Origin of the sequence: Stutzerimonas tarimensis (genome assembly GCF_042648805.1) — a bacterium.
Taxonomy (GTDB): domain Bacteria; phylum Pseudomonadota; class Gammaproteobacteria; order Pseudomonadales; family Pseudomonadaceae; genus Azomonas; species Azomonas tarimensis.
Genome location: NZ_JBHRXZ010000018.1, coordinates 18,524 through 43,013 on the forward strand (window position 1 = coordinate 18,524; position 24,490 = coordinate 43,013).

Genomic DNA, 24,490 nt, shown 5'->3' on the forward strand with positions numbered 1-24,490 from the left:
GGGGGGCGGGGGCTTTGGCGGCTGGGGTGAGCTCGGGCCGGCTGTTGTAGAAGCGAGCTTGCTCGCGAAAAGCGGCCTATGGGGCTGCGCGAGGCTTCTGGTGTTGCGCCTACCATTCGCGAGCGAGCTCGCTCCTACGAGGGGGGGCGGGGGCTTTGGCGGCTGGGGTGAGCTCGCTCCTACGAGGGGAGGCGGGGGCTTTGGCGGCTGGGGTGAGCTCGGGCGGGCGTTTGTAGGAGCGAGCTTGCTCGCGAAAGCGGCCTGTGGGGCTGCGCGAGGCTTCTGGTGTTGCGCCTACCATTCGCGAGCAAGCTCGCTCCTACAGAGGGAGGCGCAGCACCAGGCCTCTAACGGCGTTTTAGTGGTGCTCGCGCGTTGCGCGGAATTTCACCTCGGGCCAGCGCTCTTCCATCAGCGCCAGGTTGACCCGGGTCGGGGCCAAATAAGTGAGGTGGCCGCCGCCGTCGATGGCCAGGTTCTCGAAGGCCTTGGTCTTGAAGTCCTCGAATTTCTTCTTGTCATCACACTCGATCCAGCGCGCCGACCAGACGTTGATCGCCTCGTAGGCGCACTCGACCTTGTATTCCTCCTTCAGCCGGCTGGCGACCACATCGAACTGCAGCACGCCCACCGCGCCGAGGATGATGTCGTTGCTGCGCTCGGGGAAGAACACCTGGGTCGCGCCTTCCTCGGCCAGCTCCTGCAGGCCTTGGCGCAGCTGCTTGGATTTCAGCGGGTCCTTCAGGCGTACGCGGCGGAACAGCTCCGGGGCAAAGTGGGGGATGCCGGTGAAGCCCAGCGCCTCGCCTTCGCTGAAGGTGTCGCCGATCTGGATGGTGCCGTGGTTGTGCAGGCCGATGATGTCGCCGGCGTAGGCCTCCTCCAGATGTTCACGCTCGGAGGAGAAGAAGGTGAGTGCGTCGGCGATCTTCAGGTCCTTCCTGATCCGTACGTGGCGCATCTTCATGCCCTTCTCGTACCGGCCCGAGCAGATGCGCATGAAGGCGATGCGGTCGCGGTGTTTCGGGTCCATGTTCGCCTGGATCTTGAACACGAAGCCGGTGAATTTTTCCTCGATCGGCTCGACGGTGCGCTCGTTGGCGACCCGCGAGAGGGGCTTCGGTGCCCAATCGACGATGGCATCGAGCACCTGGTCGACGCCGAAGTTGCCCAGCGCGGTACCGAAGAATACCGGGGTCATCTCGCCCTTGAGGAAGGCGCCCTCGTCGAATTCATGGCAGGCACCCTGGACCAGTTCCAGCTCCTCGACGAAGCGTTCGTACAGGTCGCCCAGGTGGGCGCGCGCCTCGTCGGAGTCGAGCTTCTCGATTACCTTGGTCGCGGTGCGCTCATGGCCGTGGCCGGGGGTGTAGACCACGATGCGGTCGTCGGACAGGTGATAGACGCCCTTGAAGTCGCGATAGGAACCGATCGGCCAGGTGATGGGCGCGGCCTTGATCTTGAGCACTTCTTCGATCTCATCGAGCAGTTCGATGGGGTCGCGGATGTCCCGGTCGAGCTTGTTGATGAAGCTGACGATGGGCGTGTCGCGCAGGCGGCAGACGTCCATCAGGGCAATGGTGCGCGGCTCCACGCCCTTGCCGCCGTCGAGCACCATCAGCGCGGAGTCCACCGCGGTCAGGGTGCGGTAGGTGTCTTCGGAGAAGTCCTCGTGGCCGGGGGTGTCGAGCAGGTTGATCATGTGCTCGCGGTAGGGGAACTGCATCACCGAGGTGGTGATGGAGATGCCGCGCTGTTTTTCCATCTCCATCCAGTCGGAGGTGGCATGGCGGTCGGACTTGCGCGACTTCACGGTACCGGCGACGGAAATGGCCTGCCCCATCAGCAGCAGCTTTTCGGTGATGGTGGTCTTGCCCGCATCGGGGTGGGAGATGATGGCGAAGGTACGGCGTCGGGCGACTTCGGCGGCCTGGGTGGTCATGAAGAACCTGTGCGTGGCGAATCGGGAAAGCCGCCGATTATACGCGGTTGCCGGCGAATGGCTCAGCCTTTGGCGGCCATTCGCCGGGTCTTGCAGGTCAGAAGCGGAAGGTGACGCCGCCCACCAGGGTGCGCGCCGCGCCGGGACGAATGCCTTCCTGAATATCGGCTATGTACAGCTTGTCGGTCAGGTTGCGCCCCTGGATCCACAGGGTAGTGTCCAGGTTGGTCGGCAGCTTATAGCTGGCGCGGGCCGAGAGCAGGGTGCGGCCGGGTACCCGTCCGGCATCGTCCTCGTCGCCTTCGGCAATGATCGCGCGGGTGTTGGCGACGTCGGTATAGAAGGCACCGAAGTGGCTGAGGGTGGCGCTCAGGTGCCAGCCGGCGGTGTGTTCCAGCCCGAGGGTGAAGCTGCCGGCGAAGCGTGGGACTTCCGGCACGTCGTTGCCCTTGAGCGGGCCGTCACGGAAGGTGGCGTGGGTATAGTTAAGCGCGGTCTCGGCGAACAGGTTGTAGGGCGAGTCGTGGAAAGCCCAGGAGTCGATCCGCGCGCCCAGGTCCAGCCCATAGATATCGGAGTCCGCTGCGTTGACGAACAGGGCGTCACCGAAGGCATCCACGCGGTCACGGACCAGGGTGTCCTGGATGCGGTTGTAGAACAGCGCTGCGTCCAGGCTGACACCGCGGATGGCATCGGAGCGGATGCCCAGCTGGGTGTTGATGCCGGTTTCCGGCGTCAGCGGAAACTCCTCGGTGCGCGCCGACGCCGGGGCGAAGCCACGATGGATGCCGGCGTAGACCTCGCTGTTGGCAAAGCCGCTGTAGAGCAGGCTGATGCCGGGCAGCAAGAGGCTGTTGCTGTCCTTTTCGCTCACGCCTTCTTCGCTGTTGCCGGGATGGAAGTTGGTTTTCTTGTACTGGTTGTAGGTCTCGAAGCGCAGGCCGGGGGTGACGGCCCAGTCGCCCCAGCTCAGGGTGTTCTGGGCAAACACCGAGATCGCCTCGGCATCGTAGGTCTGCAGGCGGCCGTCGCGGGTGTAGCCATCCTGTCCGGCGATGGCGTAGACGTTGCCGCGGTTGCTTTCCTTGAGTGCCTCGCCCGGGCGACCCACCGGGCGGCGGTCTGCGAAGCGGTGCTTCTCGTAGCGCAGGCCGGTCTGCACGCGATGGTCGAGTCCGAAGGCGGAGAGGCCGTTGATGTCCAGCCGGCTGTCGGCGCCAAGGGTGTGATAGCGACGATCCCGGCCTTCCATCACACCGCCGTCCGACGGGGCTGTGCCGCGGGTCTGGAAGCGCGGGCGATCCAGTTCGGTGCCAAAGACCTTGGACGACAGGCGCACGTCATCGCTGATCTGGAAGTTGTGGGTCAGGTCCAGCTTGTAGTAGTCCACCGAAATGTTGTTGTACTCGCGGCCCTCGTCTAGCCCGCGCTTGTTGCGCGGGTTGGCGCGGTACTGCTCCAGCGACAGGTTGCTTTCGTCATAGCCCTGGCTGCGCTCGCGGAAATAGGTGCCGGAGGCGGCCAGCTGGTGGCGGTCGTTCAACTGCCATTCGAAGGCGGTATAGAAGTCGTCGAATTCGTGTTCTTCCACATCGAAGGTGCCGTCGGCTTCCTGGCCGGTATAGCTGAACACCATGCCCAGGTCGCCCTCGGTGCGCCGATGGCTGATGTGGCTCTGACGGGTGCTCTGGTTGCCGATGCCCAGCTCCACGCGGGTCTCGGGTTCGGCCGTGGGCCTGAGGTTGCGGAAGTTGACGATGCCATGGTTGTTCAGCGGCCCATGGATGATCTGTCCGGCGCCCTTGAGCACCTCTATCTGTTCCAGGCGCTGGGTGGGTGGCGTGTAGTGGGCGCCGGAGTCCAGGTAGGAGCTGTTGTTGATCGGCGTGCCATCTTCGAGCAGCAGAACCTTGCGCGAGCGGCGCGGCGGCGCGCCACGCACGCCGATACCGGAGCGCAGGCCGAGCACGTCGTCGTCGATGGTGCGCACGCCCGGCACCTGGTCGAAGGCGTCGTGCAGGGTGTAGGGCTTGTAGGTGTCGAGGGTATCGCGGCCGAGCAGGTTGGCGGCGCCGGGCATGCCCTGGACGCTGTCGGGGACCAGGCTGCGGACGTCCATGCTCGGCAGGACGAGGCTGTCATCACCGGTCTGGGCGAGCGCCAGGGCGGGTGTGCACATCAGCAGGGAGAGCCGCAGGGCGGTAGAGCGGGAAGCGCGCTTCATTTTTATTGTCCTTCGAGTTGGCACCATTCTTCGGTGTCCATACTCGAAAAAACTGACCGATCGGGGTATAGCCTGGCAGCGCTGATGGCGTAGTGCTTTTGACGACCTACTTATGGACAGCCAGTCGGGAAGAATTCCCGGTGTTGCCTGAAAGGCCCCTCTGATCACGGCTGTGGCCCGTTTTGGACCACACCTATTGACCCCCGTGGCGCTTGGTCTTAAGGTGCGCGCCGAACGTTGAGGCTGGCACGATCCATACGGCTCAAGTACTGACGACGAGACAGCAGGACCGGATCAGCCGGACTTATTGCTTTCGGCGCACGCCTTGGGATGTAGGCGAACCAAAGTGGGGATACTGATCAGACGTTCGCACCCCAGGTTGCGTGTTGGCTGATGCGTCAAGAGTCCTCGTTCGCGAGCGTTTCCTGCTGTCCCATGGGACGGCGGAACTGCCGCCTCTTCGCATCCTCCTCGCGCGGCCCGATCCGAAACCTTATAGCTTTGGAGCGATGCCATGCCCATTAATCTCGAAGATTACTACCCGCGCGCGACCTTCCAAAAGATGAAGGCTTTCGCAGACGAGCACGAAACGCCGTTCGTGGTCATCGACACCCAGCTGATCTCCCAGGCCTACGACGAGTTGGTCAACAACTTCCCGTTCGCCAAGATCTATTACGCAGTAAAGGCCAATCCGGCGACCGAGATCACCGAGCTGCTGCGCGACAAGGGCTCGAACTTCGACATCGCCTCGATCTACGAGCTGGACAAGGTAATGGCCACCGGTGTCGGCCCCGAGCGAATCAGCTACGGCAACACCATCAAGAAGGCCCGGGACATCCGCTACTTCTACGAGAGGGGCGTACGCATGTTCGCCACCGACTCGGAAGCCGACCTGCGCAACATTGCCAAGGCCGCGCCGGGTTCGCGCATCTATGTGCGCATTCTCACGGAAGGCTCCACCACCGCCGACTGGCCGCTGTCGCGCAAGTTCGGCTGCCAGCCCGACATGGCGCTGGATCTGCTGATCCTGGCGCGCCAGCTGGGCCTGGAGCCCTATGGCATCTCCTTCCATGTCGGTTCGCAGCAGCGCGACATCGACGTCTGGGACGCCGCGGTGGCCAAGGTCAAGGTCATCTTCGACCGACTGCGCGAGGAAGATGGCATCACCCTGAAGATGATCAACATGGGTGGCGGCTTTCCGGCCAACTACATCCAGCGCACCAACAGCCTGGAAACCTACGCCGAGGAAATCATCCGTTTCCTCAAGGAAGATTTCGGCGACGAGCTGCCGGAAATCATTCTCGAGCCCGGTCGTTCGCTGATCGCCAATGCGGGCGTGCTGGTCAGTGAGGTGGTCTTGGTGGCGCGCAAGTCGCGTACCGCGGTGGAGCGCTGGGTCTATACCGACGTGGGCAAGTTCTCCGGCCTCATCGAAACCATGGACGAGTCCATCAAGTTCCCGATCTGGACCGAGAAGAAGGGCGAGATGGAAGAGGTGGTGATCGCCGGGCCGACCTGCGACAGCGCCGACATCATGTACGAGCACTACAAGTACGGCCTGCCGTTGAACCTTTCCAGCGGTGACCGCCTTTACTGGCTGTCCACCGGCGCGTACACCACCAGTTACAGCGCCGTGGAATTCAATGGCTTCCCGCCGCTGAAGGCCTACTACATCTGAGCCGGGTGGGGGGCCCCGAGTACTGGTGCTACGATGCTATGGCGGCCCACCGGATGGGCAAGCACCTGGATGTCAGCGTAACGTGCAGAACCTGACCGACAAGCGTTATTTCGATCAGGTCTTCACCGCCCATATGGCGCACGTCGCGGCCGCCGGCACCGCGCTGCCAAGCACCAACTGCCGCTTCTGACCCCCAGGCAGCCAGGGCCGCGCTCCGCAACGGGCGCGGACCTTCGCTTTTCCGGAGCGGGCCGGGCAGCGGTTTGCTCCGGCCCGTCCCGCCTGCGCGAGGGCGAACGGCGGCACCGCGCCGGGAGCCGTCCCTCCGGGCTTCGCCTGCGGCGGTTGGGTAAAGCTACCCCATCAAATGTTTACTCTCCTTTTACCCGCCGCCCCGTTCCCCCGAATCGGGCCAGTCTCTACCATTTCCGTATCGTCAACTGTTCTCATTTTCCTTCAAGGACGTCCCGTCATGCCGTCTTCCATCCTCCGTCCGGTCCGCCGCTATGGCTTCGGCATCGGCTTCGTGCTCCTGCTTTCGGCTGCCGGTTATTTCTACTTCCTGCGCGGCGAGACCGAGGCCGGCAACGGTGCGCCGGCGCTGAGCGTCACCCGGGGCGACATCCAGGACGCCATCACCGCGCTTGGCACCCTCCAGCCGCTGGACTACGTGGACGTGGGCGTGCAGGTTTCCGGCCAGCTGCAGCGGTTGCACGTGCAGCTCGGGGATCAGGTGGAGGAAGGGCAGTTGCTGGCCGAGATCGACCCGGAAGTGTTCCAGGCCAAGGTGGTGGCCAGCGAGGCGCAGCTGAAGAACCAGCGTGCCCAGCTCAAGGAGCGCCAGGCTCAGCATCGTCTGGCCGAACTGCAGCTCAAGCGCCAGCGCGCCCTGCAGAAGGAAGACGCCACCAGCCAGGAGGCGGTGGAGACCGCCGAGGCGCAGCTCGAGGTCACCGCCGCGCAGATCGAGGCGCTGGAAGCGCAGCTCGCCCAGACCATGGCGAGTCTGGAAGAGAACCGCGCCAACCTGCGCTACACCAAGGTCTATGCGCCCATGAGCGGGACCGTGGTGTCACAGTCGGCGCAGCAGGGCCAGACGCTCAATGCCAATCAACAGGCCCCGGTGATCGTGCAGATCGCCAACCTGGCGCAGATGACCGTCAAGACCCAGGTCTCCGAGGCGGACATCAATCGCCTGCGGGTGGGCATGCCGGTGTATTTCACCACCCTCGGCAGCGAGCGACGCTGGGAGGCGAACCTGCGCCAGATCCTGCCCACCCCGGAAGTGATCAACAACGTGGTGCTCTACAACGCCCAGTTCGACGTGGCCAATCCCGAGGGTCGGCTGATGACGCAGATGAGCGCCCAGGTGTTCTTCCTCAGCGCCCAGGCCGACGACGTGCTGGTGGTGCCGATGAGCGTATTGCAGGGCCGTCGCGGCCGGCCCCAGGGCGAGGGTCAGCTGTACCGCCTGCAGGTGCTGGAAAACGGCAGGCCGGTGGAGCGCGAGGTGCTGATCGGCCTGCGCGACCGGGTCCACGCCCAGGTACTCGATGGCCTGCGCGAAGGCGAGCGGTTGCTGGCGCCGACGAACCTGGCGAATGCCGCGGGCGGTGCGAACACTGGCGCTCAGCGACGCATGGGCCCGCCCGGGCCGCGGATCTGAGGAGCAGGCCATGAGCGCCCTGATCGAATTGCGCGACGTCGAGCGCGTCTACCACAACGGCGAAGTCACCACCCAGGTCCTGCACGGCGTGTCGCTGGAAATCCAGCGCGGCGAGTTCGTTGCCATCATCGGTCAGTCCGGCTCCGGCAAGACCACCCTGATGAACATCCTCGGCTGCCTGGACCGACCGACCCGCGGCAGCTACCGCTTCGCCGGCCAGGAGGTCGGCGCGCTGGATAGCAATGGCCTGGCCGCCCTGCGTCGCCAGGGTTTCGGCTTCGTGTTCCAGAGCTACCACCTGATCTCCAGCGCCAACGCCCTGGAAAACGTGGAGATCCCCGCCATTTACGCTGGGCTGCCGGCCGCCGAGCGTCACGCTCGCGCCGAGGAATTGCTGACCCGCCTGGGCCTGGGCGAGCGCCTGGGCAACCGGCCCAGCCAGCTCTCCGGCGGCCAGCAGCAGCGGGTCTCCATCGCCCGGGCGTTGATGAACGACGCCGAGGTGATCCTCGCCGACGAGCCCACCGGTGCGCTGGACAGCCGCAGCGGCCAGGAGGTACTGGCGCTGCTCAAGGAGCTGAGCGCGGCGGGCAAGACGGTGATCATCATCACCCACGACCGCGAGGTGGCGGCGCACGCGGACCGCCTGATCGAGATACGTGACGGTCTGATCATCGCCGACAGCGGTGCGGGCCCGGCGGCACCACTGGCCGTCACGGAGGCCCCGCGGCCGGTATCGGAGCGGGGCATCGCCCTGGCCGACACCGGCGAGGCGATCCGCATGGCCCTGCGTGCCCTGCGCGCCAACCTGTTCCGCACCGTGCTGACGCTGCTCGGCATCGTCATCGGCGTGGCCTCAGTGGTGGCCATGCTGGCGGTGGGCAACGGCGCCCGCCAAGAGGTGGTGGAGCGCATCAGTTCCATGGGTACCAACCTGCTGTCGGTACGCCCCGGCGCGCCGAACATGCGGCGCTCCGCCGAAGGGGTGACGGCCACCCTGACCGCCGAGGATGCCCGCGCCGTGGCCGAACTGGACAACGTCACCGCCGCGCTGGGCGAGTCCCAGGGCAGCGCAACCCTGCGTTTCGGCAATGTCGACTACAGCACCACCATTACCGCCACCAATGCGGGAATGCCGCTGGTGCGCGACTGGGGGCTGGCCAGTGGTGCCTTCTTCACCGAGGAAGACGAACGCGATTACGCCACCGTGACCGTGATCGGTCAGACCGTGGCGAAGAACCTGTTTCCTGACACCGACCCGGTGGGCCGCTATTTGCTGGTACAGAACGTGCCGTTCCAGGTGATCGGCGTGATGACCGCCAAGGGTGCCACGCCCTGGGGCCAGGACCAGGATGATGTGGCTCTGGTGCCGTCCACCACCGGCAGCCTGCGGCTGTTCGGTCAGCGGCATATCCAGGGCATCACCGCCTACATCACCGACATCGGCCGGATCGACGCAACCGAGGAAAACATCCGTCAGCTGCTGATCGCCCGGCACAATGGCGTCGAAGACTTCCAGATCCGCAACACTGCCTCGCTGCTCGATGCGGTGACCCAGACCCAGGACACCCTCACCGTACTGCTCGGCTCGATCGCTGCGATCTCGTTGCTCGTCGGGGGGATCGGGGTAATGAATATCATGCTGGTCAACGTCACCGAACGCACCCGCGAGATCGGCATCCGCATGGCCACCGGCGCCCGCACCGGCAACATTCTCCAGCAGTTCATCACCGAGGCCCTGGTGGTCTCGGCCATCGGCGGGGTGCTCGGCGTGCTGGTGGGCCTCGGCAGCGCTTGGACCATCGGCCAGTTGGGGACTGCGGTGCAGTTCACCCTGGCTCCGGTAGTGCTGGCCTTTGGTTGTGCCTTTGCCATCGGCCTGATCTTCGGCCTGATGCCGGCGCGCAAGGCTGCCCACCTGGACCCCGTTGTGGCCCTGGCTTCCGACTGAGAACACGGACGAATGAAAACGCCTCTGCTGACCCTGATCGCCAGCGCCGTGCTGCTGGCTGGTTGCAACCTCACCCCCCATTACCAGGCGCCGGACACTGCCCGTCCGGCCGAATGGGAACACGCGCCGGGCCTGGCCGAGTGGCCGGCCGCCGACTGGTGGCGCGGCTTTTCCAGCGCCGAGCTGGAAAGCCTGATCGCTCGTGCCCAGGCCAACAACCTGGACCTGGCCACCGCCATCAGCCGGGTGCGCCAGGCCGATCTGCAGGCGCGCATTGCCGGCCGGCCATTACTGCCCGCCGTCAGCGCCAGCCTGGGTGGCAACCGCGCCTTTGCCGCCGATAACAACGGTGGCGGCGAGAGCAGCCGCTACTCGGCCGGCCTGTCGGTGGGGTATGAGGCAGATCTCTGGGGCGGCAACCGTGCCAGCCTGCGGGCCAGCGAGCTGGCCGCCCTGGCCACCGCCCACGACCGCGACACCGTGGCACTCACCGTCACCAGCGCGGTGGCCACCAGTTATTTCCGGGTGCTGGAGTTGCGCGAGCGGCTGCGCATCGCCGAAGACAACCTGGCCAACGCCGAGCGCATCTTTGCCGTGGTCGACGCCCGCGTCCGCCTGGGCGCCGGCACCGCTCTGGACCGCGTGCAGCAGCAGACCCTGATCGAGCAGCGCCGCGCCGCCATCCCCGGCCTGCGCCAGCAGATGCTGACTGCCGAAAATGCGCTGGCGATCCTCCTTGGCGAAGCGCCCCAGGGCTTTGCCCGTGACGTGACCGAGCAGTCCCTGGCGACACTGACCACGCCGCTGCTGCAGGCCGGCGGGTTGCCGTCGGAACTGCTGCTGCGCCGCCCGGACCTGCGCCGGGCCGAAACAGGCCTGCTCGGTGCCAATGCCGACATCGGCGCCGCCCGGGCGGCGCTGTTTCCCAGCCTGTCGCTGAACGCTTCCAGCGGCTACGACGCCGACCTCTTCGCCAACCTGTTCAACGCTGGCAACCTGGCCCACAGCGTCGGCGCCTCCCTGCTGCAACCGATCTTCAACGGTGGCGCCCTGCGCAACCAGGTGCGCCTGAGCGAAGAGCGGTATCTAGAACTGGCCGACAACTACCGGCTCACCGTCCTCACCGCGTTCCAGGAAGTGGAGGATGCCCTGATCGCCGTGCGTGAAGGCGAACTGCAATTGACCAGCCAGGGGCGTGTGCTGGAAAACGCCGAACGCGCCTTCCGTCTCGCCGAAGCCCAGTACCGCGCCGGCGCGGCCGATATTCTCACCGTGCTCAGCGCCCAGGAAAGCTTCTTCTCCGCCCGGGACTCGCTACTGCAGAGCACCTCCACCCAACTGCAGAACCAGGTGCAGCTGTACCGGGTGCTGGGCGGCGGGTTCGGCTGATCGGCCCGTGGCATGCGTTGGTTTACGCTGCGCTAAACCAACCTACAAAAGCCCGGCTTCTGGTCCATGGCGCAGGTCGGATTAGCGCAGCGTAATCCGATGATCGTACTGGGCGGCGGGTTCGGCTGATCGGCCCGTGGCATGCGTTGGTTTACGCTGCGCTAAACCAACCTACAAAAGCCCGGCTGTGCTGGTCCATGGCGCAGGTCGGATTAGCACAGCGTAAACCGATGATCGTACTGGGCGGCGGGTTCGGCTGATCGGCCCGTGGCATGCGTTGGTTTACGCTGCGCTAAACCAACCTACAAAAGCCCGGCTGTGCTGGTCCATGGCGCAGGTCGGATTAGCGCAGCGTAATCCGATGATCGTACCGGGCGGCGGGTTCGGCTGATCGGCCCGTGGCATGCGTTGGTTTACGCTGCGCTAAACCAACCTACGAAAACCCGTAGGTCGGATTAGCAAAGCGTAATCCGACGATCGGCTCAGTACAGATCCCGCCGATAGCGGCCCTCGCGGGCTAGCTCATCCACCAGTGCCGCGCCAAGGATGCCGCGCAGCACCGCGTCCACTTCGCGACCCATGCCGTCGAGGCTGCCGCAGACCAGCAGGCAAGCGCCCTGGGCGATCCGTTCGCGCAGTTCGTCCGCACGGTCACGCAGGCGGTGCTGCACGTAGCGTTGCTCGTCGCCATCGCGGGAAAACAGCAGGTCCAGCCGGCTCAGGTGGCCGCTGTCGGCCCAGGCCTCGAGCTCCTCGCGGAACAGCCGGTCATGTCCGGCGTTGCGCTCGCCGAACAGCAGCCAGTGGCCGTGCTGGGACAGTCGGTCCCTGCTTCGCAGGTGGGCGCGCAACCCGGCGATACCCGTGCCATTGCCAATCAGGATCAGCGGGCCACAGGCCCGCTCCAGACGAAAGCCCGGGTTGGCGCGGATACGCAGGTCAATGCGGGCACCCAGCGGGGCGTGCAGGCACAGCCAGCCGGAGCCGAGCCCGGGACGGCCGTCGGGGTGGTGCATCTGCCGCACCACAAGTTCCAGCGCGCCGTCGGCAGCAGTCGAGGCGATGGAGTACTCCCGGTGAGGCAGCGGTGCCAGGCTGTCCAGCAGGGCTTCGGCGGATGTCGCGGGAACGGGCCCCTCGGGCAACTGGCGACGGGCGAGGTGCCAGGCAAGTGTATGTCCGTCCGCTTGCCGGGCCTCGCCGTCCAGATTCAGGGTATCGAGCAGCGCGGCGATGCGGCCGGGCGGATGGCAAGGACCAAGCTCGGCGATATCGCCGGCCTGCCAGTCGAATTCGCCGGACTCCGGGACCAGGTGCAGATGAAACACCGGCCCGCCCTGGCTGCCCGGGTTGAGTCGCTGGCGCTGGGTCAGCCGCCAGGCCTCCCATTCGGCGGGTTGCCAGTCACTGAAGGGGGCGTGGCCTGTGAGTTGGCCCAGTTGCTGTTGCCAGTGGCGCAGGCTGGCGGGATCGAGGCGGTCGGCTTCCAGGCGGTCGTGCAGGGCCCGGGCGCCCAGCATTCGTAGGCGCGCATCGAGTCGGCGGGCAAAGCCGCAAAAGTGGCGATAAGTGCTGTCACCCAGCGCCAGCATGGCGTAATCGAGCCGGGCCAGATTTGGCGCTTCACGCAGGAGTGAGCGCTCGAAGGCCGCGCCATTGTCCGGGGCTTCGCCATCACCGTAGGTGCTGACGATCAGCAGCAGGCGCGACAGCCCGCCCAGGCTCGCTGGCGTCAGGGCATTCAACGGCAGGACGCTGCTGGCGATTCCCGCCACCTTGAGTTGCTGGGCGCTCAGCTCGGCCAGTCGTTGTGCCTGTCCTCCCTGGCTGGCGTAGGCGATTAGACATTCATGGTCGGCAGCGACGACCTCCGCGGCGGCTGGTCGCCCTCGCCAGACAAGCAGGCAGAACGCCAGATAGGCGAGCACGACGATGCCGGCCGATAGCTCCCGCGAGCCAGACCACAGCAACAGCGGGGCGGCGAGCAGCAGCGGCAGCCATGGCGCCCAGGGAAAAAGGCGCGAGAGGCACGAGGAAGAGGTCAGGGGCATACGCGCTAAGGGGGCAATGGCGGAGGAGTCGGCCCTCGACGGCCCGCGAAAAGGGCCGTCGAGGGGGTGGTCAGGGCGCGAGGACTTCCAGGGTGGCGCTATAGGCTGCGCGGCGCTCGGTGGCAGGCGCTTCTACGCCTTCACTGCCGCTCAGCTCCACCTCGATCCAGTACATGCCGGGCTCTGGCCAGGTGATGTTCACCTTGCCCTCGCTGTCGGTCTTCAGGGTGAAGTCACCGGTCTGGTCGCGGTAGCGGTTACCGCCGGGTACCACCAGCACCTCCACGTCGGCGGCTGGCTTGCCGTCGAGCAGAAAGGCGAACTCGGCGGCTTCACCGGCAAACAGGTCGTTGGGGTGGGTGGTCGGTACCAGTTCGAGGCCGACATTCGTGGGCGTAAACACGGATTCGGTCGGCGCGCCGGAGGTGACGAAGGTTTCCATGCGGTTGGCGGTGCGCACCACGCGGCGTTCTTCGGCCTTTTCAGGCACGTTGGCGGCCAGCTCTTCGGCGCTGCCCATCCAGCGACGGGTTTCGCCGTTTTCCTTCCACATGGCCATCAACCCACTATTGGCCACCGCCAGCTTGTAGGTGCCTTTTTGCGAAAGCTGCACGTCGAAGGTGCTGCGATAGCGCCCGCGATGGCCGTTCTGGGGCTCGACGGCGCTTCCGTCCGGCGCGCTGATGACCAGTTGGGCAGGGGGGCGGCGCATCCCGCCCGGACCGGCTTGCGGAGCGTCGCCAACACCGGCCAGTTGCATCGGGAAGTGCTCGAAGTAGAACAGGTCGTTGGAGACCGCTGCATCGACCGTGATCCAGGGTTCATCTCCAGAAAGCACGGTGGCCGAAGGCAGCATCCAGGCACGGTGCGCCTGGGCGGACAGGGGAAGGCACACGGCCAGGGCGACGGCGGTCCATTTGGCAAAGGATTTCATGGCGGTTCTCTTGGTCAGGGTTTGGTGTTGAGGGTTAGGGTGCCCAGCTCGATCTTGCCCTGGACTTGCTGTTGTTCAGCCTGCTGCGGAGGCCAGCTGAACGGCAGTTTGAGAAGTTCACGGTCGCCCACCTCCCGGGCAGCCTCAACGACCACCCGGTAATCTCCGGCGGGCAAAGCCTCCAGCCGCGCGTCATTGTCGGTGAAGGTCAGGGTATGGGTGCCCACCGCACGGGTCGCCCCGCTCACGCCGTCCACCGGCATCTCCAGCGCGCGGCCGCTACGGCGCCACCACTGACGCAGGTCCTTCAACCATTTTTCGCCTTCCTTGTCCTTCATCTTCACGTCGTACCACACGGCCAGGTCGGTCACATGGCTCTGGTCCGGCTTCTCGATCCAGATGGCCACATACGGGCGGTGGTACTCGGCCACTTCGAGCCGGGGAATCTCGACGGCAAGTTCGAGCTCGGCGGCGAAGGCCGGCATGGCGAACAGCGAACAGAGCGGGAGCAATAGTCGTTTGCGCATGAAATGATCCTTCAATGAATGAACAACAAGGCAAGCAGGAGCGGTATCACCAGGCCCAGGCCCACCAGGGGCCAGGTGGTGGGCCGGCCGCCAGCGTAGCGCTGGAGCAGCAACAGGCCGGACAGGCTGAACACCACGCAGGCGACGGCGAACAGATCGATGAATAGACTCCAGGCCGCGCCGGTGTGGCGGCCCTTGTGCAGGTCGTTCAGGTAGGCGACCCAGCCCCGGTCGGTGGCTTCGTATTCCAGCTCGCCGGCTTCGATGTCCAGCGCCAGCCAGGCGTCGCCGCCCGGACGCGGCAGGGCGATGTACAGCTCACCGTCGGACCACTCCGGAGTGCGGCCAGCCAGGCGAAGGCCCAGTTCGGCCTCCAGCCAGTCGTGCAGTGCGGCGGGCAGGGGGGCATCGTCCTCTGGGGGGGCCGTCTGCAGGGGGGTGAGCAGGTGATCGGGAAGCTGGCTGACGTGGCTCGTCACCACCGGGCGTGACTCGATCTGCCCGGCATGATTGAGGGTGATGCCGGTGACAGAGAACAGAAGCATGCCGACCAGACACAGCGCGGAGCTGATCCAGTGCCATTGGCGTAGGGTGCCGAAGCGGGGTCGCATCGGGGTATCGCTCCTGTCCGAGAAAAGGACCCGCCTTACTGGCGAGTGGTTGAAATGGCAGAATCTTAAGGGTGCCATCGGGTTAATGGTAAAAATTTACTAACAATATACATTCTCGTTAGCCTCGCCGGGAGGTGGCCGGGCGCAGCGCCCGGCAGGGGATTGAAAACGTGGCGGGTGGAAAGCCGGGACGGTTGCCACGGGATTTCATGGGCCTTCTGGAAATGGCCGCAGCAGAGACCGGAGTGACCGCCAAGTGGCCGACTGCTCAGAATGCAGCGTTCAGACTGAGCCAGAAGCTGCGCGCCTTGTCCTTGTTGTTGTAATCGTCCAGGTAGCTGGGTTGCCAGCCGTTGAGGCAGGCGTTGCCGCTGGTGCAGGAGACGAAGTCGGTCTGGTAGCTGGTGAAGTCCTGGTTCAGCAGGTTATCGATGCGCCCGGTCACGGTGAAGTGATCGTTGACCCTGTAGCTGGCGCCCAGGTGGAACACCTCGTAATCCTTGTAATAGGCATGCTTGTCATTGATCTGCCCGCGATAGCGCTTGGAGCGGGCCTCCATGCCCAGGTACAGGTTCAGGCTGGGCAGGACCTGCCAGTCCAGGGTCGTGTTCAGCATGTGCTTGGCGGTCTGGTTCAGCGGCTGGCCCTTGTTGGCGCCACTCTTCTGCTCGCTGTCGGTGTAGGTGTAGTTGCCGCGCAGCGACCAGGCACTCGCGATCTGCCAGCGGCCGGCCAGCTCGACGCCCTGGATCACCACCTCGTCGATGTTGGTCTTGCGGCTCGAGGTGGTGTAGCCCAGGTCCTCGTACTCGCCCACCTCGGAGCACGCCAGGCCAGTGCCGGACCCGCAGGGCTGGGAACTGATCTTGTCCTCGAAGTTATTGTGGAACAGGGTGGCGTTGAAGCTGTGACGGTTCGGATGGTTCCAGTAGATCGCCACCTCGGTGTTCTGGCTGGTTTCCGGCTTCAGGTTGGGGTTGCCGTACATCGGGGAGGTTCCCTGACTGCCGAAGCCGACGACGCCGCCATACAGGTCGGTGGTCTTGGGCGTCTTGTAGCCTGTGGAAACCCCGCCCTTCAGGGTCCACTGGGGCGCCAGCCTGTATACGCCATACAGGCGCGGCGAGAGATGGCCGCCGAATTCCTGATGATGATCGTTGCGCAGGCCGGCCGTCAGCGTGAAGGCCTCGGTGGGGGTCCAGCTGTCTTCTGCGAAGAGCGCCCACATCTTGTGGTCCTGCACCTTGCCCGTCGCCCCGGCCTCCATGCCGAAGATATCGTCCTTCAGCTCGCCGTCGATGACCTGTCCGCCAACCACGAGCAGATGGTCGCCCGCCAGGTCGTACAGGGGAATGTTGAGGTTGGCGTCCAGGGTGTACTGATTGCTTTGCAGGGTACGTTTGCGGCGCGGCAGGAAGGTACTTTCGGCAATGGCTTTGCGCTCGGCCTCGGAGAGGCCCGCATAAGGACCTGTACCTTGGACCATCTGCAACAGTTGCTGTCGCTCCTCCACGGTGAAAGGCATGGTGCGGCCTTTGTTGTCCGTCTCGATGTAAGACAGGCTGACAAAGCTGCTGCCGAAGTCCCAATTGCCCTCGTGGGAAACGGACCAGGCGTCGCGGGTGAAGACCTGCTCGTCCAGATAGCCCACCCGGGGATTGGCGCGCGGGGCCCAGGTGCCGCCGCTGGCCGTACAGGCGCTGGCGTTGTTGCCGGTGCCCCCGAGGCACACATTGCCTGAGGCCCAGATGGTGCTGATGCTGTCTACCGTACCGAGCGGGTAGCTGGTGCTACCGGTCACTGGATCGAACACCGGTTCGTTGTTGTAGTTCTGCTTCGATTTGTCGAAGTCGAAGGTGATGCGCTGCCGTTCATCCGGCGTGAGGTACAGGCTCAGGCCATAGGCTGTATTGGCGTTATCCACGGTCTTGCCGCCACCACCAAAGCCCAGGCTGCGGGGATGCATCGTCCCGTCCGGCGCCACGGCAGGGTCGTACTGTGGCGTGGATGCGTCCCGATCGTAGCGGCTACCGCGCAGACTCACGCCCAGCAGGCCCGGCAGCAGTGGGCCGCGCACGCTGAAATCGGTGGTCCTGTCATTGCCGAAGTCGTTGTTGGACTGGAAGGTGCGCCCGTGGGTGACCGAACCGCTCCACTTGGTGATGTCCTTCTTGGTGATGATGTTGATCACGCCGCCCATGGCGTCGGCGCCGTACAGGGTGGACGCCGGGCCCCGGATCACCTCGATGCGCTCGACGGCGTCCAGCGGTGGGATGTGGTTGAACTGGTTTCCTCCGAAGCTGTTCGGGTAGATGTCCCCGTGGTTGTTCTGGCGCCTGCCGTCGATGAGGATCAGGGTGTAGTCGGAGCCCATGCCACGCATGCTGATGGTCTTCTGCCCGGTCTTGTCGGAGGTCTCGCCCACGTCCACGCCTTCCAGGTCGCGAATGGCGTCGATCAGGGTGACGTAGGGCTTGCGCCTCAGATCTTCTTCCGTCACCACGCTGATGCTCGCTGGCGCGTCGGTGATCTTCTGCTCGAATCCAGCGGCGGTGACCACTATGGTGTCGAGCGAGAGGGTATCGGACTGGGCCAGGGCGCCGAGACTGCAGGTGAATAGAGTGCCTGCGACCGAGGTGCGATTCATCAGCGTTGCCATGCGTTCTCCTTGAACTTGGGAAGTGGATCGACCGGAAGCGTAATGATAATCAATATCATTATTAATGGAAATCAAATGAGATGATTTATCGTTTATGGCTGTCAGGCTTGGCTTGCTGGAGCGCGCGCAAGGGTTTGGGGAAATACGGCAGGCAAGGCGGCGCAAGGGCAGTGCGCGATGCATAAAAAAACCGGGGCAGGGCCCCGGTTCAGGCTGATGACAAACCCCCTGCTTTCGAGTGGGGGTTTGTGCTTTTGGGGTTTAGCTCTTTCAGCGAAGCCTGTGCTCTTGCTGCCCCGGCTCACACGCCACCGATCGCTTCGGATCGACAGCGGGCCGGCCGTTATCGGCGCAGTACAGATGTTGCGTGGCTGGGCGGATGAATTCGAAGTCGATGTGACGGGCGATCTTGCGCAGCAGATGGTCGGTGGGAACCAGCTCTTCGAGGGTCACCATTTCGAGCGCGTGCTGCTTGGGAGAGGGCTGCTTGAGCATTGCGCCGTGCCTGAAAGAACGATGGCTCATTAAACACAAAGCCCCGGCCTTCCGGTCAGGGCTTTGTCAGCAACCTGAACCGGGGCAGGGCCCCGGTTCTGTTGGCGCAGGATCTGGATCAGAAAGTGAGGTTGGCGGACAGCCAGAGGCGACGGCCTTCTTCGATGGTGCCGGTGGTGGCAGCGGCAATCTGAGTGTAATCCGAAGCCCAGCCCACCGCGCCGGTGTTGGTGGTGTAGTAACGACCGGACGTGAAGTCCTTGTCGAACAGGTTGAAGATGGTGGCGTTGAGGGTCACGTTCTCGCTGGCGCGGAAGGAGCCGCCCAGGTGGAATACCTGGTAGGCCTTGAGATCGCCGGCGGCATCGTACAATGCCTGGTTAGCCGCAGTGAGGTTCTCGTAACGATCGGTGAAGCGCGCCCGCTCGCCACGATACTCCCCCTTGAACCAGAGGGTGGTGCGATGGTTGGCCTCCCAGCTCAGACGCAGGTGGGCCATGTGCTCCGGCGTGTTGGTCAGCGGAGCCCCACGGTTGGCGCCGCTCTTTTGCTCGCTGTCGGTGTAAGTGTAGTTGGCGGCGATCGCCCAGGCGGGCGCGAACTCCCAACGGCCAGCCAGTTCAATGCCCTTGGTGACAGCCTCGTCGATGTTGATCTGCTGACCGAAGTTCTGCTGCGTGAACGCGCCGTAGCTGATGCAGCCCGGCTGGTTGGGCGCCACGCTCCAGTTGCAGTTGGGGATCGGCGTGCCGGTGTCGATCTTGTCCTTGAACTCGTTGTGGAACAGCGTGGCGTTGGCGCTGAATCCGGCCAGGTTGTCGTAATAGGCGCCAAATTCGGTGTTGGTGGTGATTTCCGGGTCGAGGTTCGGGCTGCCGATGGTGATGGTCTGGCCCTGGGCAGTGACACCATTGATGCCGTTGTGCAGCTGGTTAAGGGTCGGAGTCTTGTAGCCGCGGCTGACGCCACCTTTCAGAGTCCAGCTGTCATTGGCGTTCCACACGAGATAGGCGCGGGGGCTGACATGGCCACCGAAAGCCTCGTGATCTTCATAACGGGCTCCCAGGGTCAACGCCAGGTCGTCACGCAGACGCCATTCGTCCTCAAGGAACAGGGCCCAGGATGTCTGCTCGAAGTCTTCCCCGGCGATGCCATCGGTGACCTTGGCATCCCACCACTGGCCACCCACGGTGACCACATGGGCCTGGCCGACCGGAGCTGTCAGCTTGGAGTCGAGGACCAGATCGGTGGATTTCAGCTCGCGGTCGCTACCGCCGACGATGCCCGGGTAGCCGGTGTAGGCGACACCGACCGTGCCGGGAATGGTCCGGCCGATGGTTTCGGTGGTGTTGTGGGTGAGGCTGCTGACCAGGGTGCCGATGGCGAAGCGGCCGGTGTGGCTCAAGGCCCACTGATCTCGCTCGAAACGCAGCTCGTCGTCGTAGCCGTTGGCGACGGTAGGCGCGAGGGTGGTGCAACCGGTGACCGCGTTGCCGCTGGTGCGGCCGTCAAGGGTGCCAAGCTGGCAGTCGTCGTTGTTGTAAACCTGGCGGCCGCGCTCATAGTCCAGGGAAATGTCGTGGGCGTCGCTGGGCGTCAGGGTCAGGCGGCCACCGAGCACGTGGTTGCGACCTTCCACCGGCGAAGCGCCGCGCTTGCTGACAGCGGTGTCGTTGTCGAAGGTCAGGTCGGAAGCGGCGCGGTCGTAAAGACTGCCGCGCAATTGCAGGCCGAGCAGGCCTTCTACCAGTGGGCCGCTGGCGAACAGGCTGGTGTTGCTGGTATCGCCGTAGTCGCGGTTCTCCTGGAAGGTGTGATCCAGGCTGACCGAGGCGCCCCATTCGCTGGCGACCTTCTTGGTAATGATGTTCACCACGCCGCCCATGGCATCGGAGCCGTAGAGGGTCGACATCGGACCGCGGATGACTTCGATGCGCTCGATGGCTGCCATCGGCGGGATGAAGCTGGTGGAGGTCTCATTGAACCCGTTGGGGGTGATGTTGCCAGCAGTGTTCTGCCTGCGTCCGTCGATGAGGACCAGGGTGTAGTCGCTGGGCATGCCACGGATGCTGATGTTCAGTCCGCCTGTCTTGCCCGCGCCCTGGCGCACATCGATGCCTTCCACATCCTCCAGCGCCTCGGCCAGGTTGCTGTAGCGCCTCTGCTGCAGATCTTCCTGCGACAGCACGCTGATGCTGGCCGGGGCCTCGGTGATCTTTTGCTCGAAGCCCGATGCGGTGACGACCATATTGTCCAGCGCGACCCTTTCGGACTGTGCCATGACACCAAGGCTGCATCCCAGCAATGCCGTGGCGAGGGCGCTGCGCGTATAAGGAATATTCATGACCGCTCCTTGCATCAATAGAGATTCTGATAACCAATGATAATCATTATCAATCATAGATGTAAAGACTGTAAGCTTTTGCGACTGGCTCAGAGGTTAGGGGTGCCAGGCTCCAGGGCCTGGCAGGGGCGCCGCTAGGGCATCGTGACTTCGATGACGCCGTCGGCGCTGAGAGTGAGTTGCTGTGTGCCGGCTTCCACTTCCGGGCTGAGCATTTCAAGGCGGTCGGCTTTCATCGCAGTGCTGCGCAGCATGGGTTGGAAACCGCCGCCGCTGTTGAGGTTGAGGCTCACCAGCCGATAGTCGGTGCCGCCAAGGGCCTCGGTAGCGAGCTGGGCGCGCGCCTGGAAGGCGGCAACGGCGTCCTTGAGCATGGCGTCTTCGTTTTGCTGGCGCACTGCGTTCGACACGCTGAAATGCATCCCACCCATGTTCAGGCTGCCCATGAGGTTGCCGGTCAGTTTGGACAGGGCCGTGAAGTCGCCGCTTTCCAGGCGCAGTTCGGCACGCTCGCGCCAGCCGGTGATGACGCCGCGCTCGCCGTCATACATGGGGTAGCTGTTGCGGCTGCCGGTGGCGACCGTGACGCCCTGGGTCTTGCGGGCGGTCTCCAGGGCCTGGTTGAGGGTACGAGTGATCTGGTTCGCCAGGCGGGCCGGGTCGGTATCCTGCGCCTCACTGAAGAGGGTGACGTGCATGCGGTCGTGAGCAATCTCGTTGCTCACCTCGGCGCGCAAGGCGACCTGGTTGTAACGGGGCTCGGCCATGAGGGAGGGGCTGGCGAGTATCGCCAGCAGCAGCGAACAGCCAAGCAGGGGGCGGGCAAGCATCGGAATTCTCCATCGAAAGACTCGCGCTGACTCTAGCCTATTTTGCCGGTGAATCCTTGCTGCGTCCCTTTGCCGCACGAAGCCGGGCTGCCGGCGGCCTTGGTTATACTCGCCCGCTTGCTTGGGAGAGCTCCATGTACGCACCCGTCCAGCTGCTGTCGGCGAGCCGCCTGAACCTGCGGTTGTTGGTCCTGATCCGTGTCCTGGTGCTGGCTGCCCAGGCGGGTTCGGTCGGTCTGGCCTATTTCAGTCGCATGCTCGAGCTGCCCTGGCTGGCCCTGGGTATCACGCTGTCGGTGTCTGCCGCGCTCTGCCTGGCCAGTGCGTTGCGCCTGCGCGGTCCCTGGCCGGTCACGGAGGTGGAGTATGCGGTGCATCTGGGGGTCGACCTGATCATCCATAGCGTGCTGCTCTACTTTACCGGTGGCTCGACCAACCCCTTCGTATCCTATTATCTGGTCCCGCTGACCATCGCCGCGGCCACGCTGCCCTGGCTGTTCACCCTGACCTTGTCAGGGCTGGCGCTGGGCAGCTACACGCTGCTGCTGATGCGCTTCGACCCGCTGGATATCGATCCCGCGCACCAGGCCACGCTGCAGGTCTACGGGATGTGGCTCAGCTTTGCCCTGGCGGCGGTACTTATCACCTTTTTCGTTGCACGCATGGCCGAGCAACTGCGCAGCCAGGACCAGCGGCAGGCCGAGCGTCGCGAGCAGAGCCTGCGCGATCAGCAGCTGCTGGCGGTGGCCACCCAGGCGGCGGGCGCCGCGCATGAGCTGGGCACGCCGCTGGCGACCATGAGCGTGTTGCTCAAGGAGTTGCGCCAGGAACATCAGGATCCGCAACTGCGCGAGGATCTCGACCTGCTGCAATCGCAGGTGCGGCTGTGCAAGGAGAGTCTGCAACAGCTGGTGCGCGCGGCCGAGGCGGATCGCCGTCAGGCGATTCAGGAGCAGAGCGCGCGCGAGTGGGTCGAGGCCGTGCTCAGGCGCTGGCATCTGATGCGCCCCGAAGCCTCCTATCGCTTCCAGTGCCAGGGCACCGGAACGCCACCTCGACTGATGCCGTTGCCCGACCTGTCCCAGGCCCTGTTGAACCTGCTGAACAATGCCACCGACGCCTGCGCCGACGACCTGCAGGTCAGCCTGTCCTGGGATGCCCAGTGGGTGCGGGTGATCATCCGTGACCACGGACCGGGCGTGCCGCTGGCGATCGCCGAGCAGATCGGCAGACCCTTCTTTACCACCAAGGGCAAGGGCTTCGGGCTCGGCCTGTTTCTCAGCCAGGCGAGCGTGAATCGCGCCGGTGGCACAGTTAAGCTGTACAACCATGAAGATGGCGGCACTTTGACCGAATTGCGCCTACCGTATGGGGTAGCGCATGCGTGAGCTCGAGGAATTGCAGATGATTGAAGAACAGGTGCCGGAGGCGGAAGAACAGCCCCACCTGCTGCTGGTCGACGACGACCCGACCTTTACCCGTGTCCTGGCACGCGCCATGGGGCGCCGGGGGCTGCGGGTCAGTGTCGCCGGCTCGGCCGACGAGGGCCTGGCCGTGGCCACGGCGGACCTGCCGGATTACGCCGTGCTCGATCTGAAGATGGAGGGTGACTCGGGGTTGGTACTGCTGCCCAGGCTGCTCGAACTGGACCCGGAGATGCGCGTACTGATCCTGACCGGTTACTCGAGCATCGCCACTGCCGTGGAGGCGATCAAGCGCGGTGCCTGCAACTACATGTGCAAGCCGGCCGACGCCGATGACGTACTGGCCGCCCTGATGTCCGACCATGCCGATCTGGATTCGCTGGTTCCGGAAAATCCGATGTCGGTGGACCGGCTGCAGTGGGAACACATCCAGCGAGTCCTTGCCGAGCACGACAACAACATCTCCGCCACCGCCCGGGCGCTGGGCATGCACCGACGGACGTTGCAACGCAAACTGCAGAAACGACCGGTGCGGCGCTGAAGGGTTGTAAGGGCGATAGAGGGTTGGAGACTGGACGGGCGGTCGGGGCGCAGGGGCTGCCGTAGGAGCTTGCTCACGAACGGGAGCGAGACCGCATTCATGCGCCGGGCCTGGCGCTGCCCTTCGTTCGGCGTTCGCTAGCGAGCTCGCTCCTGCGATATCTGGGCTTGACCCGCCATCAGGCGCGGATCGCTCCTACTGCGAAAAGTCGAAGTGTCGCTCGGGCTCAGGGTCACCTGTGGGCCCGCTTCGTCGTCCCGTCTCAGATGTTTGGCCCCTGCCGACAGCCTCTCCTGACAAATTTCGTTACCATGGCGGCTTTCGCTGGTCGCTGTCGAGTTTCGCCATGTTTTCCCTTGCCCTGCAAACCCTTAGCGTCACCGCCCCGGTGTTCGCCATGCTTTTTCTGGGCGCTTTGTTGCGCCGTCTAGGCTGGATCGACGCGGCGTTCATCAACACCGCGTCAAACCTGGTATTCAAAGGCACCATGCCGGTCATGCTGTTTCTGGTGATCCAGGAGGCGGACCTGAGCACCGCCCTGCAGCCCCGGGTGCTGGGCTATTTCGCATTCGCTACGCTTGCAACCTTCACGCTGGCCTGGGGCTGGGCGATCTTGCGGGTGCCGCGGGACGAGCGTGGGGTCTATGTTCAAGGCGCCTTTCGCGGCAACAACGGCATCGTGGGCCTGGCCCTGGCCGGCAGCGTCTACGGAGCCTATGGGCTATCGTTGGGAGCGGTTCTGGCGGGGCTGGTGATTCTGTTGTTCAACGGCCTGTCGGTGATGATCCTGGCGATCTACAGCCGCGATACCAAGGCCAGCGTCAGCAACGTGTTGCTCGGCATTGCGCGCAACCCGCTGATCATCGGGGTAATGGTGTCGCTGCCCTTTGCCTACTGGGAAGTCGCCCTGCCGCAGTGGCTGACGACCTCAGGCGAGTACTTTGCCCGCTTGACCCTGCCACTGGCACTGATCTGCATCGGCGGGACCCTCAGCCTCGCTTCGCTCCGCGCCAGCAGCGGCCTGGCAATCAGTGCGAGCCTCATGAAAATGGTCTGGTTGCCGGCGCTTGCCACCTTTGGCGCCTGGCTGGTCGGGCTCGAAGGGCCGGACCTCGGCATCCTGTTCATCTATTTCGCCTGTCCAACGGCGGCGGCGAGCTTTGTCATGGCCAAGGCGGTAGGGGCCAATGACCAGCTCGCCGCCGCCATCATCGTCATCACCAC

At 64.6% G+C, this 24,490-nt stretch carries 16 protein-coding genes and 2 pseudogenes; 8 read left to right on the forward strand and 10 right to left on the reverse strand.

Annotated elements, in window-relative coordinates; translation table 11 throughout:
* Positions 1–358 precede the first annotated feature (358 nt).
* Together ACFOMF_RS08520 and ACFOMF_RS08525 are read right to left on the reverse strand one after the other, a co-directional pair.
* On the reverse strand, positions 359–1,942 hold the full coding sequence (locus ACFOMF_RS08520; RefSeq protein ID WP_386363680.1) for a peptide chain release factor 3: 1,584 nt from the start codon (positions 1,940–1,942) through the stop codon (positions 359–361).
* A gap of 97 nt (positions 1,943–2,039) precedes the next feature.
* A complete protein-coding gene (locus tag ACFOMF_RS08525) occupies positions 2,040–4,166 on the reverse strand; it encodes a TonB-dependent receptor family protein (RefSeq protein WP_386363682.1) in 2,127 nt (708 codons plus the stop codon).
* 514 nt (positions 4,167–4,680) lie between these two features.
* Here ACFOMF_RS08525 and ACFOMF_RS08530 point away from each other — a divergent pair.
* The 5 genes and pseudogenes from ACFOMF_RS08530 (at position 4,681) to ACFOMF_RS08550 (ending at position 10,850) form a co-directional block, all read left to right on the forward strand.
* On the forward strand, positions 4,681–5,844 hold the full coding sequence (locus ACFOMF_RS08530; protein WP_386363685.1) for a type III PLP-dependent enzyme: 1,164 nt from the start codon (positions 4,681–4,683) through the stop codon (positions 5,842–5,844).
* Between the two features lie 14 nt (positions 5,845–5,858).
* Positions 5,859–6,034 (forward strand): annotated as a pseudogene (locus ACFOMF_RS08535) (hypothetical protein); the annotation flags it as partial.
* A gap of 282 nt (positions 6,035–6,316) precedes the next feature.
* On the forward strand, positions 6,317–7,510 hold the full coding sequence (locus tag ACFOMF_RS08540) for an efflux RND transporter periplasmic adaptor subunit (RefSeq protein ID WP_386363688.1): 1,194 nt from the start codon (positions 6,317–6,319) through the stop codon (positions 7,508–7,510).
* A gap of 10 nt (positions 7,511–7,520) precedes the next feature.
* Positions 7,521–9,461, forward strand: coding sequence for a MacB family efflux pump subunit (locus tag ACFOMF_RS08545; protein ID WP_386363691.1), 1,941 nt, complete (start codon positions 7,521–7,523; stop codon positions 9,459–9,461).
* Between the two features lie 12 nt (positions 9,462–9,473).
* Positions 9,474–10,850, forward strand: coding sequence for an efflux transporter outer membrane subunit (locus ACFOMF_RS08550; RefSeq protein ID WP_386363694.1), 1,377 nt, complete (start codon positions 9,474–9,476; stop codon positions 10,848–10,850).
* A gap of 482 nt (positions 10,851–11,332) precedes the next feature.
* Here ACFOMF_RS08550 and ACFOMF_RS08555 read toward each other — a convergent pair whose 3' ends face one another.
* From ACFOMF_RS08555 to ACFOMF_RS08590, 8 genes and pseudogenes are all read right to left on the reverse strand, one after another.
* The gene (locus tag ACFOMF_RS08555) at positions 11,333–12,901 is read right to left on the reverse strand and encodes a sulfite reductase subunit alpha (RefSeq protein WP_386363697.1); all 1,569 of its coding nucleotides are present in this window, start codon (positions 12,899–12,901) and stop codon (positions 11,333–11,335) included.
* Between the two features lie 70 nt (positions 12,902–12,971).
* Positions 12,972–13,835 carry a DUF4198 domain-containing protein gene (locus ACFOMF_RS08560; RefSeq protein WP_386363699.1) on the reverse strand — a complete coding sequence of 288 codons (864 nt, stop codon included), beginning with the start codon at positions 13,833–13,835 and terminating at the stop codon, positions 12,972–12,974.
* A 14-nt stretch (positions 13,836–13,849) separates the two neighbouring features.
* Positions 13,850–14,362: a DUF2271 domain-containing protein gene (locus ACFOMF_RS08565; RefSeq protein ID WP_386363702.1), complete on the reverse strand. Its 513-nt coding sequence runs from the start codon at positions 14,360–14,362 to the stop codon at positions 13,850–13,852.
* Between the two features lie 11 nt (positions 14,363–14,373).
* Positions 14,374–14,973: a PepSY-associated TM helix domain-containing protein gene (locus ACFOMF_RS08570; protein WP_386363704.1), complete on the reverse strand. Its 600-nt coding sequence runs from the start codon at positions 14,971–14,973 to the stop codon at positions 14,374–14,376.
* 268 nt (positions 14,974–15,241) lie between these two features.
* Entirely contained in the window at positions 15,242–17,632 is a 2,391-nt protein-coding gene (locus ACFOMF_RS08575) for a TonB-dependent receptor domain-containing protein (RefSeq protein ID WP_386363707.1), read from the reverse strand.
* Positions 17,633–17,953: 321 nt separating this feature from the next.
* Positions 17,954–18,127, reverse strand: a pseudogene (locus ACFOMF_RS08580) (IS5/IS1182 family transposase); the annotation flags it as partial.
* A gap of 118 nt (positions 18,128–18,245) precedes the next feature.
* On the reverse strand, positions 18,246–20,471 hold the full coding sequence (locus ACFOMF_RS08585) for a TonB-dependent receptor domain-containing protein (RefSeq protein WP_386363709.1): 2,226 nt from the start codon (positions 20,469–20,471) through the stop codon (positions 18,246–18,248).
* Between the two features lie 134 nt (positions 20,472–20,605).
* Entirely contained in the window at positions 20,606–21,301 is a 696-nt protein-coding gene (locus tag ACFOMF_RS08590; RefSeq protein WP_386363712.1) for an SIMPL domain-containing protein, read from the reverse strand.
* A 134-nt stretch (positions 21,302–21,435) separates the two neighbouring features.
* Between ACFOMF_RS08590 and ACFOMF_RS08595 the strand changes: the two genes are divergently transcribed.
* The 3 genes from ACFOMF_RS08595 to ACFOMF_RS08605 all read left to right on the forward strand — a co-directional run.
* Positions 21,436–22,689, forward strand: a complete 1,254-nt coding sequence (locus ACFOMF_RS08595) for an ATP-binding protein (protein ID WP_386363715.1) — start codon at positions 21,436–21,438, stop codon at positions 22,687–22,689.
* A gap of 16 nt (positions 22,690–22,705) precedes the next feature.
* Positions 22,706–23,266: a response regulator transcription factor gene (locus ACFOMF_RS08600; protein ID WP_386363718.1), complete on the forward strand. Its 561-nt coding sequence runs from the start codon at positions 22,706–22,708 to the stop codon at positions 23,264–23,266.
* Positions 23,267–23,612: 346 nt separating this feature from the next.
* On the forward strand, positions 23,613–24,490 hold an 878-nt coding region (locus tag ACFOMF_RS08605; RefSeq protein ID WP_386363720.1), incomplete at its 3' end, for an AEC family transporter.